The following is a 16832-nucleotide window of genomic DNA, read 5'->3' as shown; positions in this document are numbered from 1 at the left end:
TATGGATTTGTTGAAGAAGATTGATAGCCCGACGGACCTGCGCAAGCTGTCGCGCAACCAGCTCAAGCCGCTCGCGGATGAGTTGCGCGCATTCCTGCTCGACTCGGTCTCGAAAACCGGCGGCCACCTGTCGTCCAACCTGGGGACGGTGGAACTGACGATCGCGCTGCACTATGTGTTCAATACGCCGGATGACCGCATCGTATGGGACGTCGGCCACCAGACCTATCCGCACAAGATCCTCACCGGCCGGCGCGACCAGATGCATACGCTGCGCCAGTTGAACGGCATCTCGGGTTTCCCGAAGCGTGACGAGAGCGAGTACGACACGTTCGGCACGGCACACTCCTCCACATCGATTTCCGCCGCGCTCGGCATGGCGCTGGCAGCCAAGACCAAGGGCGAAAGCCGCCACTCGATCGCGGTGATCGGCGACGGTGCGATGACGGCCGGGATGGCGTTTGAGGCGCTGAATAACGCAGGCGTCTACGACGACATCAACCTGCTGGTGATCCTGAACGACAATGACATGTCGATCTCTCCGCCGGTCGGTGCGCTTAACCGTTATCTGGCGCGCCTGATGTCGGGCCAGTTCTATGCCACCGCGAAGAATGTCGGCAAGTCGGTTCTGCCAGGGCCGGTGCTCGAACTCGCCAAGCGCCTCGAAGAACACGCGAAGGGCATGGTAGTGCCGGCGACGATGTTCGAGGAATTCGGCTTCAACTACATCGGACCGATCGACGGCCATGACCTCGAATCGCTGATTCCGACGCTGCAAAACCTGCGCCACCTGAAGGGGCCGCAGTTCCTGCATGTTGTGACCAAGAAGGGGCAGGGCTACAAGCTGGCAGAGGCTGACCCGGTCCTTTATCACGGCCCGGGCAAGTTCAACCCGGCAGAGGGCATCAAGCCCGCTTCCGCCAGCAAGTTGACTTATACGCAAATATTCGGCAACTGGCTGTGCGACATGGGCGCGCACGACCAGCGCCTGATCGGCATTACGCCGGCCATGCGCGAAGGTTCAGGTCTGGTTGAATTCGAGCAGCGTTTCCCCGGCCGGTATTACGACGTCGGCATTGCAGAACAGCATGCAGTGACGTTTGCCGCCGGCCTCGCTTGCGAAGGGCTGAAGCCGGTAGTGGCTATTTACTCGACCTTCTTGCAGCGCGGCTACGATCAGCTTATTCATGATGTTGCATTGCAAAATCTCGATGTGACGTTCGCGCTTGACCGCTCCGGTCTGGTTGGCGCCGATGGTGCGACGCACGCCGGCAACTATGACATTGCCTACCTGCGCTGCATCCCGAATATGGTGGTGATGGCAGCTTCCGACGAGAACGAGTGCCGTCAGATGCTCTCCACCGCTTTCCAATATAATGGCCCTGCCGCCGTGCGCTATCCGCGCGGATCAGGCATCGGCGCCGCAGTAGGCAATGATTTGCAGACGCTGCCTCTAGGCAAAGGCGAAGTCCGCCGCGAGGGCAAGGCCATTGCCATCCTGGCATTCGGCACCATGGTCGCCCCGAGTATGGCTGCCGGCGAAGAGCTGGATGCGACGGTCGCGAACATGCGCTTCATCAAGCCGCTCGACGTGGAACTGGTCAAGCAACTTGCACAATCGCATGATGCTCTGGTGACGGTCGAAGAGGGCTCGATCATGGGCGGCGCCGGTTCCGCGGTATCGGAAGCGCTTGCGGAAGCAGGCATTGTCAAGCCGATATTGCATCTCGGCCTGCCGGACAAATTTATCGATCATGGCGATGCAGCACAATTGCTGGCCATGTGCGGACTGGATGCGAAAGGCATCGCAGCGGCGATCAAGAAGCGTTTTGACAAGGGCGAACCCCGCCTCGTGGTCAACAATTAACAGTACACCTGCGGCGCGGCGGCTTCCGGGCGCGGCCGCGATAACCGAATAGGCATGATGTGATGAACTCACGCGATCTGACTCTCCATACCATCCCCGACGTGCAGAGCACGCCCGATACGCGGCGACTGTCCATCCAGCGCGTCGGCGTGAAAGGCGTGCGTTATCCGATCACGATCAAGACGGCGAACGGTACGCAGCCGTCGGTTGGCACCTGGAACATGTACGTGCACCTGCCGCAAGAGCAAAAAGGCACGCACATGTCGCGCTTTATCGCTTTGCTGGAAGGCAATCGCGCGCCGTTCGATATCAGCCGCTTCGGTTCGCTGCTGCAGAAGATGCTGAAGCTGCTCGAAGCCGATGCCGGCCGTATCGAAGTGTCGTTCCCGTATTTCATCAACAAGGTCGCGCCGGTGTCGGGCGTGGAAAGTCTGATGGATTACGAAGTCGGCTTTACCGGCGAGATCAAGAACGGCGAGCTGGAAGTGACGCTAAAGGTGCTGGTGCCGGTGACCAGCCTGTGCCCGTGTTCAAAGAAAATTTCCGCGTATGGCGCGCACAACCAGCGCTCGCACATCACCGTCAATGCCGTGCTCGCCGATGAATTTCCGGTGGATGAGCTGATTGCGAAGATCGAAGAACAGGCTTCCTGTGAATTGTATGGCCTGCTGAAACGCCCCGACGAGAAGTATGTGACCGAGCGCGCGTACGACAATCCGAAGTTTGTGGAAGACCTCGTGCGCGATGTGGCCGGCATGCTGAACGAAGACCGTCGCATTGCGGCGTACACGCTGGAAGCGGAGAACTTTGAGTCGATCCACAATCACTCCGCGTATGCGTTGATCGAGAATGATAAGCGGGTGAAATAATCGGTTTTCCCATCAACAAAAAAGCGACGCCGCGGCGTCGCTTTTTTGTTGCCAGTCGCATGTACTACACGTCGCGCTTGCGGTCCTTTTCCCACAGGACATCGCTGCCGCCGGCATAACGATTCAACACCCGAGACAGCACAAACAGCAAGTCCGACAGGCGGTTTGTGTAATGCCGCGGGTTGTCGTTGATCGGCTCGTTGTTGCCCAGGCTGACGATCGAGCGTTCCGCGCGACGGCAAATGGTGCGGCAGACATGGGCAAGTGCCGCTGCACGTGAGCCGGCGGGCAGGATGAAGTCCTTCAGCGGCGGCAGGTCGGCATTGTATTTCTCCAGCAAGGTGTCCAGCCGCGCGACATGCACATCGGTAATAAGCATGTAGCCAGGGATGCACAGTTCGCCGCCCAAATCGAACAGGTCGTGCTGGATCGAGATCAGTTCCTCGCGGAGCGCGCCCGGCAGGTCCTCGCACATCAGCAGTCCGATATGAGAGTTGAGTTCGTCCACGTCGCCGATCGCGTGGATGCGCAGGCTGTCCTTGCCGACGCGGCTGCCGTCGCCCAGCCCGGTGGTGCCGTTATCGCCGGTTCGGGTGGCGATCTTGGAAAGTCGGTTTCCCATGGTCGTGTTTGAATGAATGAATAAGGGGCTCAGGATACGGCAAATTCGGCACGTGTGCTGTCATCCCGGCATCAATCTCCCGGCATCTTTTACGCGGAGTAGAATCGGTAAAAAACGGAGATAGCCATGCAAACTGTCGCGCCATCGATCATGTCGAGAAAGTCGCTTCCCGAAGAGCTGCTTGCGGCGCTCGAATCGATTTTCGAGGATCGTCTTTCCACAGCGATTGCCATCCGCGAGCACCACGGCCGTGACGAATCTTCCTACGACCCGATGCTGCCCGACGCAGTGGTATTCGCGCAGACAACCGAGGAAGTTGCCGAGGTGGTGAAGCTGTGCGGCACCTACGACGTGCCGATCATCCCGTACGGTACCGGGACGTCGCTGGAAGGGCATGTGCTGGCCTTGCGTGGCGGCGTGACGATAGACCTGTCGCAGATGAACCAGGTACTGGCGGTGCATCCCGAAGACCAGACGGCGACGGTGCAGGCCGGCGTGACCCGCAAGCAGTTGAACCAGGAAATGCGCGACACCGGCCTGTTCTTCCCGATCGATCCCGGTGCCGATGCCTCCTTGGGCGGCATGGCGGCAACGCGGGCGTCCGGCACCAATGCCGTACGTTACGGCACCATGCGCGAGAACACGCTGGCGCTGACGGTCGTCATGGCGGATGGACGTATCGTCAAGACCGGCACCCGCGCGAAGAAATCCTCCGCTGGCTATGACCTGACGCGCCTGTTCATCGGGAGCGAAGGCACGCTCGGCGTCATTACCGAAGTCACGGTGAAGCTGTATCCGCAGCCGGAAGCGGTATCTGCCGCCGTGTGCTCCTTCCCGAGCACGGCCGATGCGGTCAATACGGTCATTCAGACAATCCAGATGGGCGTGCCGGTCGCGCGTGTCGAATTCCTGGACGAAAACGGCGTCAGGTCCATCAATCGGCACGACAAGCTGAACCTGCCTGAAAAGCCGTTGCTGCTGTTCGAATTCCACGGCAGCGAGCGCAGCGTCGAAGAACAGGCGCAGACCGTGCAGGATATCGCCGCCGGGCACAATGCCACCGGCTTCGACTGGGCGACGCGGCCGGAAGACCGCACACGGCTGTGGACGGCACGTCACAATGCCTATTTCGCATTGCTGCAGATGCGCCCCGGCGCCCGCGCGATCACGACCGACTGCTGCGTGCCGATTTCCCGGCTGGCGGAATGCATCCTCGACACCAAGGCCGATTGTGAGAAGAATGACATGGTTTATTCCATCATCGGCCATGTCGGCGATGGCAACTTCCATGTGCTGATGATGGTGGATTCGAGTGACCCGGCCGATGTGGCGAAGGCCGAAGGCGTCAATGCGCGCATGGTTGCGCGAGCGATTTCGATGGATGGAACCTGCACCGGCGAGCATGGCGTAGGGCTGCACAAGATGGATTTCCTGGTGCAGGAGCATGGCGAAGATGCAATTGAGGCGATGCGTTCACTTAAGCGTGCATTTGATCCCAAGAACATCATGAACCCCGGTAAAATCCTCCGCTAGCAGTTCGCCAACCTGCAAACCTACTGCGCAGCTCAATCTCGTGGTTGCGATGCTCGTCGTACGCTAGTACGACTGCGCTTCTCTCCACGACCTTGAGCCGCTCGCTACGGTTTTCAGGCAGGCGCGGTTTGTCGCATCCACTTCCTCCTCGGAAACGACGATGCGGAATACGAATTAAGGATCGCCTCAGCCATGGCCATACGCCTGCCCCCCGTTCATGCGTTGTCCGCTTTCGAAGCGGCGGCACGTCTTGGTTCCTTTGCCATTGCTGCGGAAGAATTGTGCATCACGCCATCGGCGCTGTCGCACCGGATTCGCTTGCTGGAGGATTTTGTCGGGGAGCGGCTGTTCCTGCGCGATGGGCGGACAGTGACCTTGTCCGAATTCGGACGTCGTTATCTGGATGTGGTGCGTGCAGCATTGCGTACGCTGACGGACTTCCCGTTGCCGCATCGCAGCGCGCCTGCCCAGCCGCGAATCAAGATCACCGTGCCGCCGACGTTTGCACGCTGCCTGCTCGTGCCGCGCCTTGCGGACTTTACGGCGGCGCATCCCGACATCGTGATCGAACTGTTCCTGTCGGTGCCGCTGTATGACCTGAGCCTGTCGGAAAGCGATGTGGAAGTGCGCTTCGGCGCCGGCAAGTATCCGGACATGGTGACGGAAAAGCTGTATGAGGAGCCGACGTTCGCGGTGGCGACGCCTGCATATCTGGAAAAGATCGGGGGCGTGAAATCTCCGGCAGACTTGAAAAAGGCGACGCTGCTGCGCTCGGCGCTGGAGCCTTGGCAGCCATGGTTCGAGATCGCCGGACTCGACTGGCCCGAGCCATCGACAGGCTTGCGGCTGGACGATCTCGGGCTCTTGCTGGAGGCGGTCCGATACGGACATGGCGTGGGGCTGACACGCAAGCATTTTGTGCAGGATTTGGTCGAAAAGGGCGAAATCGTGCACCTGTTTCCGGATGTGCAATTGAAGAATCCGCCGCATGCGTACTACGTGGTGTATGAGCAGCAGGCGCGCGAACGCCCCGAAGTCGCCGCTTTCCTCGACTGGCTGATGGCAACGATCGGCAAACTGTAATTTCGTCCTTCCACGCACCAATAACTTTTGTTACGCGTGCGTGTTGCCTGACTGGCAATGGGCAGCCGACGTTACCTCAGCTGCCTGCCGGATGAGTTTACGGTTTCGACATAGACGTCCGGCGTGAAAATAATTCACGGTAGAGGGCAAAGCTTTTCACGGCGCATGCCCGCATTACCCACCCCCTTCCCATGGGGATTTCGCTACACTTTGCAATCCTCCCCGCTGAACCAGCCGGAACCGCTGCTCATGAACGCTCCAAACCAATCCCCCATTCCGATCGAACGCCAGCGCGAGGTGGTGGCCGCCTTGCGCAAGGTATTGCCGGACGCCTGCGTGCTGTTCAATGAAGAAGACACGCGGCCGTATGAGTGCGACGGCTTGTCCGCTTACCGCCAGTTGCCGATGGTCGTCGTGCTGCCGCAGACCGAAGAGCAGGTGGTGGCGATTCTGAAGACCTGCCGTGATCTCAATGCACCGATCGTGCCGCGCGGTGCGGGAACCGGCCTGTCGGGCGGAGCAATGCCGATTGCCGACGGCGTGGTGCTGTCGACGGCGCGCTTCAACCGTATCCTGAAGATGGATCCGTACTCGCGCACCGCCGTCGTGCAGCCCGGCGTGCGCAACCTCGCGATCTCCGACGCTGCCGCGCAGCATGGCCTGTACTACGCGCCCGATCCCTCGTCACAGATTGCCTGCACCATCGGCGGCAACGTTGCCGAAAACTCCGGAGGTGTGCACTGTCTGAAGTACGGACTGACCGTGCACAACGTTATGCGCGTGCGCATGGTCACGATTGACGGCGACATCATCGAGCTGGGCGGCGGTGCGCTGGATGCGCCGGGCCTCGATCTGCTTGCCGTGTTCATCGGTTCCGAAGGCATGCTTGGTGTCGTCACCGAAGTGACCGTCAAGCTGGTACCGAAACCGCAGCAGGCGCGCGTGATCATGGCGTCCTTCGACAGCGTGGTGAAGGGCGGCGATGCCGTTGCCGAAGTGATTGCCGCAGGCATCATTCCCGCTGGCCTGGAGATGATGGACAAGACGTCCTCGCGCATGGTCGAGCCGTTTGTGAAGGCTGGCTATGACACCGATGCGGAAGCGATCCTGCTGTGTGAGTCGGACGGCATTCCCGAAGAAGTGGAAGAAGAAATCGCGCGCATGAGCGAAGTGCTGAAGAGCTCCGGCGCAACCGCGATTGCGGTATCGCAGAACGAAGCAGAGCGCCTGAAGTTCTGGTCCGGCCGCAAGAATGCCTTCCCGGCAGCAGGGCGCATCTCGCCGGACTATTACTGCATGGACGGCACGATCCCACGCAAGCGGCTTGCCGACGTGCTCACGCGCATTACCGAGATGGAAAGCAAATACGGCCTGCGCTGTGCGAACGTGTTTCATGCAGGCGATGGCAACCTGCATCCGCTGATCCTGTTCGATGCCAACCAGCCGGGCGAATTCGAGCGCGCGGAGGCCTTTGGGGCCGACATCCTGGCGCTGTGCGTGGAAGTTGGCGGCACGATCACCGGCGAGCATGGCGTGGGCATCGAGAAGATCAATTCGATGTGCGTGCAATTCACGCCGAAGGAACTTGACGCCTTTTTCGCCGTCAAGCGCGCCTTCGACACCGCTTTCCTGCTGAACCCGGACAAGGCAATCCCGACGCTGAACCGTTGCGCCGAGAACGGCAAGATGCGGGTGACTGGCGGCCAGACGAAATTCGCGCACCTGCCGCGCTTTTAACCGGCGCAGAGCACTGGCGCTACTGAACGGACAGAACGAATGGAACAGGCATTACAACAATTCCGTGACCGCATCGCATCCGCGACGGTCAGCAAGACGCCGCTGCGTATTCGCGGCGGCGGCACAAAGGACTGGTACGGACAATCGCTGCAAGGCGACATCCTCGATACGCGCAGCCACGCCGGTATCGTGGCATACGATCCGACCGAGCTTGTGATCACCGCACGCTGCGGCACGCCGCTGGCCGAGATTGAAGCGACGCTGGCCGAACGCAACCAGATGCTGGCCTTCGAGCCGCCGCATTTCGGACCGGGGTCCACCATTGGTGGCGTGGTCGCTGCCGGCCTTTCCGGCCCGCGCCGGCAGGCGGTGGGCGCTGTACGCGATTTCGTTCTCGGTGCGACGCTGATGGACGGCAAGGGCGATTTGCTGCGCTTCGGCGGGCGCGTGATGAAGAACGTCGCAGGCTATGATGTGTCCCGCCTGCTTGCCGGTTCGCTCGGCATGCTCGGCTTGATCACGGAAGTGTCGTTGAAGGTGCTGCCCAAGCCCTTCCATGAAACCACGCTGCGCTTTGCGATGCGCAAGACGGAAACCATCGAACAGCTGAACCGCTGGGGCGGACAACCGCTGCCGATCTCCGCAAGCGCGTGGCATGGAGGTCTGCTGATCGTGCGCCTGTCCGGGGCCGAGGCAGCGGTCAAGGCAGCAATGCAGAAGATGGGTGGTGAGGAAGTGGGCAACCCGGACGCGTTCTGGGCCGGTCTGCGGGATCAGAGCAACGAATTTTTCGCTGCGGGCAATGACGAGGAAGCGCTGTGGCGCCTGTCGTTGCCATCGACAACGCCACCATTGGCGATGAAGGGCGAGCACATGTTCGAATGGGGCGGCGCACAGCGCTGGCTGCGTACCGACGCTGATGCGGCATCCATTCGCTCTGCAGCCGAACAAGTCGGCGGTCATGCGACGCTGTTCCGCGGCGGCGACAAGACGACCGGCGTGTTCCATCCGCTCGCGCCCGCCGTCGCAGCGATCCATCGCAACCTGAAGAATGCATTTGATCCGTCCGGCATTTTCAATCCGGGACGGATGTATAACGAGTTCTAAGCATGCAAACCAATCTCGCTGATTTCATCAAGAACACGCGCGAAGGCGAGGAAGCCGACGCCATCCTGCGCAAGTGCGTGCACTGTGGTTTCTGTACTGCGACCTGCCCGACCTACCAGCTGCTCGGCGATGAGCTCGACGGCCCGCGCGGGCGCATCTACCTGATGAAGCAGGTGCTGGAAGGCAAACAGGCGACCTTCAAGACAATGACGCACCTGGACCGCTGCCTGACCTGCCGCAATTGCGAATCGACGTGCCCGTCCGGCGTACAGTACGGCCGGCTCGTCGACATCGGTCGCAAGATGGTGGAGCAGCAGGTCTCGCGCCCGCTGTCGCAGCGTATCGTGCGCGCTGCGCTGAAGGAAGCGCTCCCGCGCAAATGGCTGTTTACGCCGGCGATGAAAGCGGGACAGCTGGTGCGTCCGCTCCTGCCGAAAGTGTTGCAGAACAAGGTGCCGGCGAAGCAGGACGCCGGCGTGTGGCCGAAGGCGCAACATGCGCGCAAGATGCTGCTGCTCGAAGGCTGCGTGCAACCGGCAATGGCGCCCAATATCAATACCGCTACAGCGCGCGTGCTCGATGCGCTTGGCGTGCAGCTGGTGGTGGCGCCGAAGGCCGGCTGCTGCGGTGCGATTCGCTTCCACATGAACGACCAGGACGGCGGCCTGAACGACATGCGCAACAACATCGACGCATGGTGGCCGTATGTCGAAGCGGGTGTGGACGCGATCGTGATGAACGCCTCTGGCTGCGGCGTGACCGTGAAGGACTACGGCCATCTGCTCGCGCATGACGAGCAGTATGCGGTAAAGGCCAAACGCATCTCCGAACTGACAAAGGACATCAGCGAGATCATGCCGGCATTCGAGCCGGAGCTGCAGAAGAAGCTGAAAGGGAAGATTAGCAAGCGTGTCGCCTATCACCCGCCGTGCACGCTGCAGCACGGGCAGCAGATCCGCGGCAAGGTCGAAGGCGTTTTGCGCGCAGTCGGCGTGGATGTGCAACTCTGCGCCGACAGCCACCTCTGCTGCGGTTCTGCCGGCACCTACTCGGTACTGCAACCGGAGTTGTCATACAAGCTGCGCGATAACAAACTGGCCAATCTGGAAGCGACCAAGCCGGAGATGATCGTGTCGGCGAACATCGGCTGCCAGACGCATCTGCAATCGGGTACCGATACACCGGTGACGCACTGGATTGAACTGGTAGACAAGGCGCTAACAGCAGCGCGTTGATATGCTACCGATGAATGGCAGGTATCTGAAATCAAAATTGGATCGATGAAAGGTGCCTTCCTATACTGTTTTTCAGCAACATCAGTTCACAGTAAAGGAAAGCATCATGTCTATCGGAGCCTTCGTTGTCCTGGCCGCCATTGCAGTTATCGCCATTGGCGAATCGGTCGCGTATCGAATCAGGAAGGAAGAGAAGTCGGCAGCAGCGCCGCACGCATAAGTAAACAGCTGCAAGTCGCAACGATACCGCCGCTTATGCGGCGGTTTGCATTTCTGAAATCGGGAAAAGGTGGCAAAGCCTCGGTCAGGAATGATTGAGAGAGGGGCAGGGGCAGCGTTGGTTACTCAGCGAGCAGCTTCTCGATATCGCGCATCAGCTCTTTCGGTTCGGTTTGCGGTGCGTAGCGCTTGTAGACTGTGCCATCCTTTTTCACCAGGAACTTGGTGAAGTTCCATTTGATGGCTTCGGTGCCCAGCATTCCGGGCGCTTTATGCTTCAGGTGTTTGAAGAGAGGATGAGCGTTGTCGCCGTTGACATCGATTTTGGCGAACAGCGGAAAGGTGACGCCGTAATTCTTCTCGCAAAACGCGCCGATTTCAGCCGCCGATCCCGGCTCCTGCTTGCCGAACTGGTTGCAGGGGAAGCCAAGCACTTCCACGCCCTTGTCCTTGAACTGTTGATAAACGGCTTCCAGCCCCTTGTACTGCGGCGTGAATCCGCACTGGCTGGCGGTGTTGACGATCAGAAGTATCTTGCCGCGATACTGTGCAAGGTCAACCGGCGCACCGTTCAGGCTGTTCGCTGTAAAGCCGTAGATATCGCTCATACGACGCTTATTCCGACGTTTAGACGATTCCCAGATGTTCCGTGCCCTTGGTCAGGTCACGGCCCTGCGCATCCTTGCTCTGCAGCTTGATCGCAAGGCGCAGGTCGTTGATGGAGTCGGCGTTGCGCAATGCGTCTTCGTAGGAAATCTTGCCGGCATCGTACAAATCGAACAATGCCTGGTCGAAAGTCTGCATGCCGATTTCACGCGACTTCTTCATGATTTCCTTGATTTCATGTACTTCGCCCTTGAAGATCAGGTCAGAGATCAGCGGTGAATTCAGCATGATTTCCACTGCGGCACAGCGGCCCTTGACGTCTTTCAGCGGCACCAGTCGCTGCGAGATCATCGCCTTCAGATTGAGTGACAAATCCATCAAAAGTTGCGCGCGGCGCTCTTCCGGGAAGAAGTTGATGATACGGTCGAGCGCCTGGTTGGCGCTGTTGGCGTGCATCGTCGCCAGGCACAGGTGGCCGGTCTCGGCAAACGACACCGCATAGTCCATCGTTTCGCGGTCACGGATCTCGCCGATGAGGATGACGTCCGGTGCCTGGCGCAGTGTGTTTTTCAGTGCAGCAAACCAGTCTTCGGTATCGACGCCGACTTCACGCTGCGTGACGATGCAGTTCTTGTGCGGATGGACATATTCGACCGGGTCTTCGATCGTGATGATGTGGCCGTAGCTGTTCTCGTTGCGATAGCCGACCATGCCGGCCAGCGTCGTGGACTTACCGGAGCCGGTCGCACCGACCATGATCACGAGGCCGCGCTTGGTCATTGCGACATCCTTAAGCACTTCCGGCATGCCGAGATCTTCCAGGCGCGGGATCGTGGTGGTAATCGTTCGCAGTACCATGCCGACCTTGCCTTGCTGGACAAATGCGGAGACGCGGAAGCGTCCCAGTCCACCCGGGCTGATCGCAAAGTTGCATTCCTTGGTCGCTTCGAACTCTGCGGCCTGCTTGTCGTTCATGATCGCGCGCGCCAGTTCCACCGTGTGCGTCGATGTCAGCGGCTGGTTCGACACCGGCGTCATGCGGCCGTCAATCTTGAATGCTGGAGGGAAGTCCGCCGTGATGAAAAGGTCGGAGCCGTTCTTGCTGAGCATGAGGCGCAGCAGGTCGTGCATGAATTTAGTGGCCTGGTCCCGTTCCATGTCGATTCCTTATTCAGGGCGGGCGTAGTGCCCCGCCGGTCTGTTCATTTTAGCCGGGGAAGTTTTCCGGCGTCTTGGCGGCGGAGCGGGCCGTCGCGGCAGAGATTACATTGCGGCGGACCAGGTCGGTGAGGTTCTGGTCCAGCGTCTGCATGCCGATGCTCTGGCCGGTCTGGATCGCGGAGTACATCTGCGCGATTTTTGCCTCGCGGATCAGGTTGCGGATCGCCGGCGTGCCGAGCATGATCTCATGCGCCGCGACACGGCCGCTGCCGTCCTTGGTGCGCAGCAGTGTTTGCGAAATGACCGCCTGCAGCGATTCGGACAGCATCGCACGTACCATTTCCTTTTCTTCCGCCGGGAACACGTCGACGATACGGTCGATGGTCTTTGCCGCAGAAGAGGTGTGCAGCGTGCCGAACACAAGGTGGCCGGTTTCTGCAGCGGTCAGTGCGAGGCGGATCGTTTCCAGGTCGCGCAATTCGCCGACGAGAATGGCGTCCGGGTCTTCACGCAGTGCCGAACGCAGCGCGTTCTGGAAGGACATGGTGTGCGGGCCGACTTCACGCTGGTTGATCAGGCACTTCTTTGATTCATGCACGAATTCGATCGGGTCTTCGACCGTCAGGATGTGGCCGTATTCGGTTTCATTCAGGTGGTTGATCATCGCTGCCAGCGTGGTCGACTTACCGGAACCGGTCGGACCGGTGACCAGCACCAGGCCGCGCGGCTTCAGTGCGAGGTCGGCGAAGATCTTTGGCGTATTCAACTGTTCCAGTGTCAGCACTTTCGACGGAATGGTACGCAATACGGCTGCCGCGCCACGGTCCTGGTTGAATGCGTTGACACGGAAGCGTGCGAGGCCAGGGATCTCGAACGAGAAGTCGCATTCCAGTACTTCTTCATACGCCTTGCGTTGGCCGTCGTTCATGATGTCATAAATCATGCCGTGCACGTCGCGATGTTCAAGCGGCGGCAGGTTGATGCGGCGCACTTCGCCATGCACGCGAATCATCGGCGGCAAGCCGGCCGACAAGTGCAAGTCGGAAGCTTTATTCTTGACGGAGAAGGCGAGAAGTTCGGAAATGTCCATTTATAATCCTTGGGCTGGCGAGACGCCATGATTGACGGCAATAGCGCTCAGTATTGCCATAGATAAACTGATTATGTCCTCAATTTCCTTGAACTTGCAAGCCGTTAGGGAACGCATTGCCACAGCGGCGCGCACAGTGTTGCGCGGTCCGCAAGAGATCCAGTTGCTGGCCGTTTCAAAGACGTTCGGCGCAGATGCTGTCATCGAGGCCGCCGACGCGGGTCAGCATGCATTTGGCGAAAACTACTTGCAAGAAGCACTGGACAAGATCGCAATCGTCCGGAATACGCGTCCCGATCTGAGACTTGAATGGCATTTCATCGGACCGATTCAAAGTAACAAGACGCGCTCCATCGCCGAGCATTTTGACTGGGTGCATTCCGTGGACCGTGAGAAGATCGCGCAACGCCTGTCGGAACAGCGGCCGGTGCAGATGGCGGCGCTGAATATTTGCCTGCAAATCAACATCAGCGGCGAATCAACCAAGAGCGGCGTGACTCCGGAGGAGGCGCTGGCGTTGGCGCCGCGTATTGCGGCATTACCTCGCCTGAAGCTGCGCGGTCTGATGGCGATTCCTGAACCGGGGGAAGGCGAGGAGCAGCAGCGAGCACCTTTCCGACAATTGCGCGAGTTGTTCGAACGGTTGAAAGCGCAAGGACTTGAGCTCGACACCTTGTCGATGGGAATGTCGGCAGATATGGATGCGGCGATCGCAGAAGGCGCGACGATCGTCCGCGTAGGAACAGCCATTTTTGGACAGAGACACTATGCAAAATGAATTGAAAATTGCCTTTATCGGCGGCGGCAATATGGCATCGGCCCTGATCGGCGGCCTTGCCGGAAAGCTGACTGCCGGCGCGAACATCCATGTGGTCGACCCGAATGCGGACGCACTGCAAAAGCTGGGGCAACAGTTCGGCGTCACGGCGGCGCAGAAGATTGATGCGGCACTCGCCCGAGTAGATGTCATCGTGCTCGCGGTCAAGCCGCAACAAATGCGCGAAGTGGTGAAAGAGCTGCAGCCGCATGTGTCTTCGCAACTGGTGCTCTCCATCGCTGCCGGCATCCGCGCCGTCGACTTGTCGCGCTGGCTGAACGGCCATACGGCCATCGTGCGGACGATGCCCAACACGCCAGCGCTGGTCGGCAAGGGCATGACGGGCATGGTGGCGATGACGGGTGTGTCGGCGCAGCAGCGCGATGCGGCGGACGCGATCATGCGTGCGGTTGGCGCGACGGTATGGCTGGACGACGAATCGCTGATCGATCCCGTGACGGCTGTTTCCGGAAGTGGCCCTGCATACGTGTTCTACTTCATTGAGGCGATGCAGCAGGCGGCTCAGGAAATGGGGCTGACTGCAGAGCAGGGGACGAAGCTGGCCATTGCCACTTTTGAAGGTGCAGCGCAACTGGCCGCACAATCCTCTGAGCCAGTGTCATTGTTGCGCGAGCGTGTGACCTCCAAGGGCGGCACGACTTATGCTGCGTTGACCAGCATGGAGGCAAGCGGTGTGAAGGACGCCATCATCAAGGCGATGAAGGCAGCCTCGGCGCGCGGCAAGGAGCTGGGGGAAGAATTCGGGCGCGACTGACGGCTGACTGCCTCCATTCAGCCAAATTTATGAGAACCAAGTGATGGACCAGGCAATGGTCCATCACGCGGAGTGGTATAACAAGAATGCCGGTGCCCTTGAGAACTGCTGGGCGTCTCCCGGTATCAATGGCGCTGCATGAGCATCCGCAGCGCCGGCGCAGCCATACGCCAGGCGCGCAGCAGGGATGTACCGCTCTGTATTGCCGCAGACAGGCGACGGGGCGTGATCGCGAACAACGCGACAACCGCTGTGGCAATCCATCCCGGATGCCTGCGAACGCGATCCATGATTCGCAATCCCGTTTGGATTGTTTCAACTTGATAGTTCAGCGAGTCGAGCTGCACTGCGAGCTCCATGCGCTGTGCATCGCATTCGGCCAGCAATTGCTGGCGTTTCCATTCAAGTAGATCGGCGCGCGAGTTCATAGGTCTCATGCCGGCGGATGCAGGAGTTCGGAGTCGCGCGAAAGCTCCTGCATCGTGTGCGTCAGCATCCTCGGTTTTCCGCGATACTGACGGCGGACGCGCAAGCTGATCCAGATGCCGGCGACGCCGAATAACGCGGTCAACGTGAGCAGAATGCCGATGCGGTTAGTTTCCCAGTACAGCAGCACGACAAGGAACGTCCCGAGCACGATGGCGATGCCAATGCAAAACATGGCTGCCATCGACAGGATCAGGTAAGAGAAATAGCGGAGGGCTTCTTCTTCGATCTCGGTTGTGGCGAGATCGATGCGTGTCTGCGCCATCGCGAGCAGCGTGGCGGCCAGGCGGGCCGCCGATTCAACAAGCACCATGCTTAACGGCGGCCGAGCCAAAGTCCGACGACAAGACCGGCCAGCGCGCCAATGCCGACTGACTGCCAGGGATTGGAATGGACGTATTCGTCGGCAGTCTCCATGGCGTCACGTGCGGCGACCATCGCGGTCTCTTCGAGCGACGACAGTCCGTCGCGCGCATTGCTCAACGTGGACTCGAAGCGTGCGCGGGCCATCTGGTAGCCATCGTCGGCTTGCTGCCGGGTGTTTTTCAGGAGGTCTTCCGCATCCTTGATGACCATTTTCAGATCGTCAAGCAGTCGTTCCCGGGTGTGGCCGCGGCCGTTTGATTCCATTGCGCATCTCCGTGGTGGTGTTGACACGCTTTGAGTGTAAGTAACGTGAGTGTGCTCACCTTGCGCGGTGTCAAATTCACGGGTGCTCTTGTTATCGCAGGGCATAGTCGAGAGCGATGCCCCCGAAGATCGCTGCGCCGAGCCAGTTATTGTGGCGGAAGGCCGCGAAGCAACGCATGCGGTCACGGTCGCGGATCAGGGTGTAGTGATATAGCGCAAAGCCGACTGCCACCAGCAGCCCCACGACAAACCAGAAGCGCAGACCGTATTCCCAGCCAACCACGAGGATGATCGCAAACGTCACTGCATAGCAGAGCATGACGGCCATCACATCAAAGCGGCCGAAGGTGATTGCAGAGGTCTTGATGCCGATCTTCAGGTCGTCGTCACGATCCACCATCGCATACTCGGTGTCGTAGGCGACGGCCCAAAAAATGTTCGCCACCAGCAGCAGCCACGCCGCGGGCGGCACCGAGTTCTGCACAGCGGCAAATGCCATCGGGATGCCGAAGCCGAAGGCAATTCCAAGATAAGCCTGCGGAATCGCGAAGAAACGCTTGAAGTAGGGATAGCTCGCGGCGATCAGCACGGCCGCCACGGATAACTGCTTGGTGAGTGTGTTGAGCGGGATGATCAGCGTAAAGGCAAGCAGCGACAGCACGGCTGCGACTATGACTGCTTCCCATGCGGCGATCTTTCCGCTGGTGAGTGGACGCTCGGCGGTGCGCTTGACGTGCTTGTCGAAGTCGCGGTCGGCATAATCATTGATCGCGCATCCAGCGGAGCGCATCAGCACAGTGCCAAGCGTAAAGATGGCCACCAGTTGCCAGTCTGGCTTGCCTGCCGACGCCAGCCAGATCGCGGCGAGCGTGGGCCAGAGCAGAAGCAGGATGCCGATTGGCTTGTCGATGCGAATCAGGCGGGCATACAGGGCGAGTCGGTTCATGTCGATGCTTGTTCTTGTTGTCTTGTCTGTGATGGTGCGAAGGAGGGCA

At 59.8% G+C, this 16832-nt stretch carries 17 protein-coding genes; 9 read left to right on the top strand and 8 right to left on the bottom strand.

Annotation, left to right across the window (positions count from 1 at the left end):
* The first annotated feature begins 1 nt into the window (after position 1).
* Together dxs and folE2 are read left to right on the top strand one after the other, a co-directional pair.
* Positions 2-1867: a 1-deoxy-D-xylulose-5-phosphate synthase gene (gene dxs / locus ACYVIA_RS14120; protein WP_460841803.1), complete on the top strand. Its 1866-nt coding sequence runs from the start codon at positions 2-4 to the stop codon at positions 1865-1867.
* 62 nt (positions 1868-1929) lie between these two features.
* A complete protein-coding gene (folE2, locus tag ACYVIA_RS14115) occupies positions 1930-2736 on the top strand; it encodes a GTP cyclohydrolase FolE2 (protein WP_460841801.1) in 807 nt (268 codons plus the stop codon).
* Positions 2737-2800: 64 nt separating this feature from the next.
* Here folE2 and ACYVIA_RS14110 read toward each other — a convergent pair whose 3' ends face one another.
* Positions 2801-3358 (bottom strand): cob(I)yrinic acid a,c-diamide adenosyltransferase, encoded by a 558-nt coding sequence (locus tag ACYVIA_RS14110; protein WP_460841799.1) that lies wholly within the window; start codon positions 3356-3358, stop codon positions 2801-2803.
* 150 nt (positions 3359-3508) lie between these two features.
* Between ACYVIA_RS14110 and ACYVIA_RS14105 the strand changes: the two genes are divergently transcribed.
* The 5 genes from ACYVIA_RS14105 to glcF all read left to right on the top strand — a co-directional run bounded on the left by ACYVIA_RS14105 (position 3509) and on the right by glcF (position 10053).
* A complete protein-coding gene (locus ACYVIA_RS14105; protein ID WP_460841928.1) occupies positions 3509-4891 on the top strand; it encodes an FAD-binding oxidoreductase in 1383 nt (460 codons plus the stop codon).
* A 192-nt stretch (positions 4892-5083) separates the two neighbouring features.
* A complete protein-coding gene (locus ACYVIA_RS14100; protein WP_460841797.1) occupies positions 5084-5974 on the top strand; it encodes a LysR substrate-binding domain-containing protein in 891 nt (296 codons plus the stop codon).
* A gap of 249 nt (positions 5975-6223) precedes the next feature.
* The gene (locus ACYVIA_RS14095) at positions 6224-7711 is read left to right on the top strand and encodes an FAD-linked oxidase C-terminal domain-containing protein (RefSeq protein WP_460841795.1); all 1488 of its coding nucleotides are present in this window, start codon (positions 6224-6226) and stop codon (positions 7709-7711) included.
* 39 nt (positions 7712-7750) lie between these two features.
* The gene (glcE, locus tag ACYVIA_RS14090) at positions 7751-8818 is read left to right on the top strand and encodes a glycolate oxidase subunit GlcE (protein WP_460841793.1); all 1068 of its coding nucleotides are present in this window, start codon (positions 7751-7753) and stop codon (positions 8816-8818) included.
* Positions 8819-8820: 2 nt separating this feature from the next.
* The gene (gene glcF / locus ACYVIA_RS14085; RefSeq protein WP_460841791.1) at positions 8821-10053 is read left to right on the top strand and encodes a glycolate oxidase subunit GlcF; all 1233 of its coding nucleotides are present in this window, start codon (positions 8821-8823) and stop codon (positions 10051-10053) included.
* Between the two features lie 341 nt (positions 10054-10394).
* Here glcF and ACYVIA_RS14080 read toward each other — a convergent pair whose 3' ends face one another.
* Genes ACYVIA_RS14080 through ACYVIA_RS14070 form a run of 3 tightly spaced genes read right to left on the bottom strand, consistent with a single transcriptional unit; the run spans position 10395 to position 13129 of the window.
* Positions 10395-10880, bottom strand: a complete 486-nt coding sequence (locus ACYVIA_RS14080) for a glutathione peroxidase (RefSeq protein WP_460841789.1) — start codon at positions 10878-10880, stop codon at positions 10395-10397.
* Positions 10881-10899: 19 nt separating this feature from the next.
* Entirely contained in the window at positions 10900-12036 is a 1137-nt protein-coding gene (locus tag ACYVIA_RS14075; RefSeq protein WP_460841788.1) for a PilT/PilU family type 4a pilus ATPase, read from the bottom strand.
* A gap of 49 nt (positions 12037-12085) precedes the next feature.
* Positions 12086-13129, bottom strand: coding sequence for a type IV pilus twitching motility protein PilT (locus ACYVIA_RS14070; protein WP_460841786.1), 1044 nt, complete (start codon positions 13127-13129; stop codon positions 12086-12088).
* A gap of 73 nt (positions 13130-13202) precedes the next feature.
* Between ACYVIA_RS14070 and ACYVIA_RS14065 the strand changes: the two genes are divergently transcribed.
* Entirely contained in the window at positions 13203-13907 is a 705-nt protein-coding gene (locus ACYVIA_RS14065; protein ID WP_460841926.1) for a YggS family pyridoxal phosphate-dependent enzyme, read from the top strand.
* Positions 13897-14721, top strand: coding sequence for a pyrroline-5-carboxylate reductase (gene proC, locus ACYVIA_RS14060; RefSeq protein ID WP_460841785.1), 825 nt, complete (start codon positions 13897-13899; stop codon positions 14719-14721). Before ACYVIA_RS14065 ends, proC begins: the two co-directional genes overlap by 11 nt.
* A 125-nt stretch (positions 14722-14846) precedes the next feature.
* On the opposite strand, the gene ACYVIA_RS14055 is transcribed toward proC, so the two are convergent.
* From ACYVIA_RS14055 to ubiA, 4 genes are all read right to left on the bottom strand, one after another.
* A complete protein-coding gene (locus ACYVIA_RS14055) occupies positions 14847-15149 on the bottom strand; it encodes a YqjK family protein (RefSeq protein WP_460841783.1) in 303 nt (100 codons plus the stop codon).
* A 5-nt stretch (positions 15150-15154) separates the two neighbouring features.
* The gene (locus ACYVIA_RS14050; RefSeq protein WP_460841781.1) at positions 15155-15520 is read right to left on the bottom strand and encodes a phage holin family protein; all 366 of its coding nucleotides are present in this window, start codon (positions 15518-15520) and stop codon (positions 15155-15157) included.
* Positions 15521-15522: 2 nt separating this feature from the next.
* On the bottom strand, positions 15523-15837 hold the full coding sequence (locus tag ACYVIA_RS14045; protein ID WP_460841780.1) for an ElaB/YgaM/YqjD family protein: 315 nt from the start codon (positions 15835-15837) through the stop codon (positions 15523-15525).
* Between the two features lie 91 nt (positions 15838-15928).
* Positions 15929-16783, bottom strand: coding sequence for a 4-hydroxybenzoate octaprenyltransferase (gene ubiA / locus ACYVIA_RS14040; RefSeq protein WP_460841778.1), 855 nt, complete (start codon positions 16781-16783; stop codon positions 15929-15931).
* Positions 16784-16832 lie beyond the last annotated feature (49 nt).

The organism is Noviherbaspirillum agri, assembly GCF_054780595.1.
Note: the sequence above shows the minus strand (reverse complement) of the source record. Positions and strands in the feature narration are given on the sequence as shown.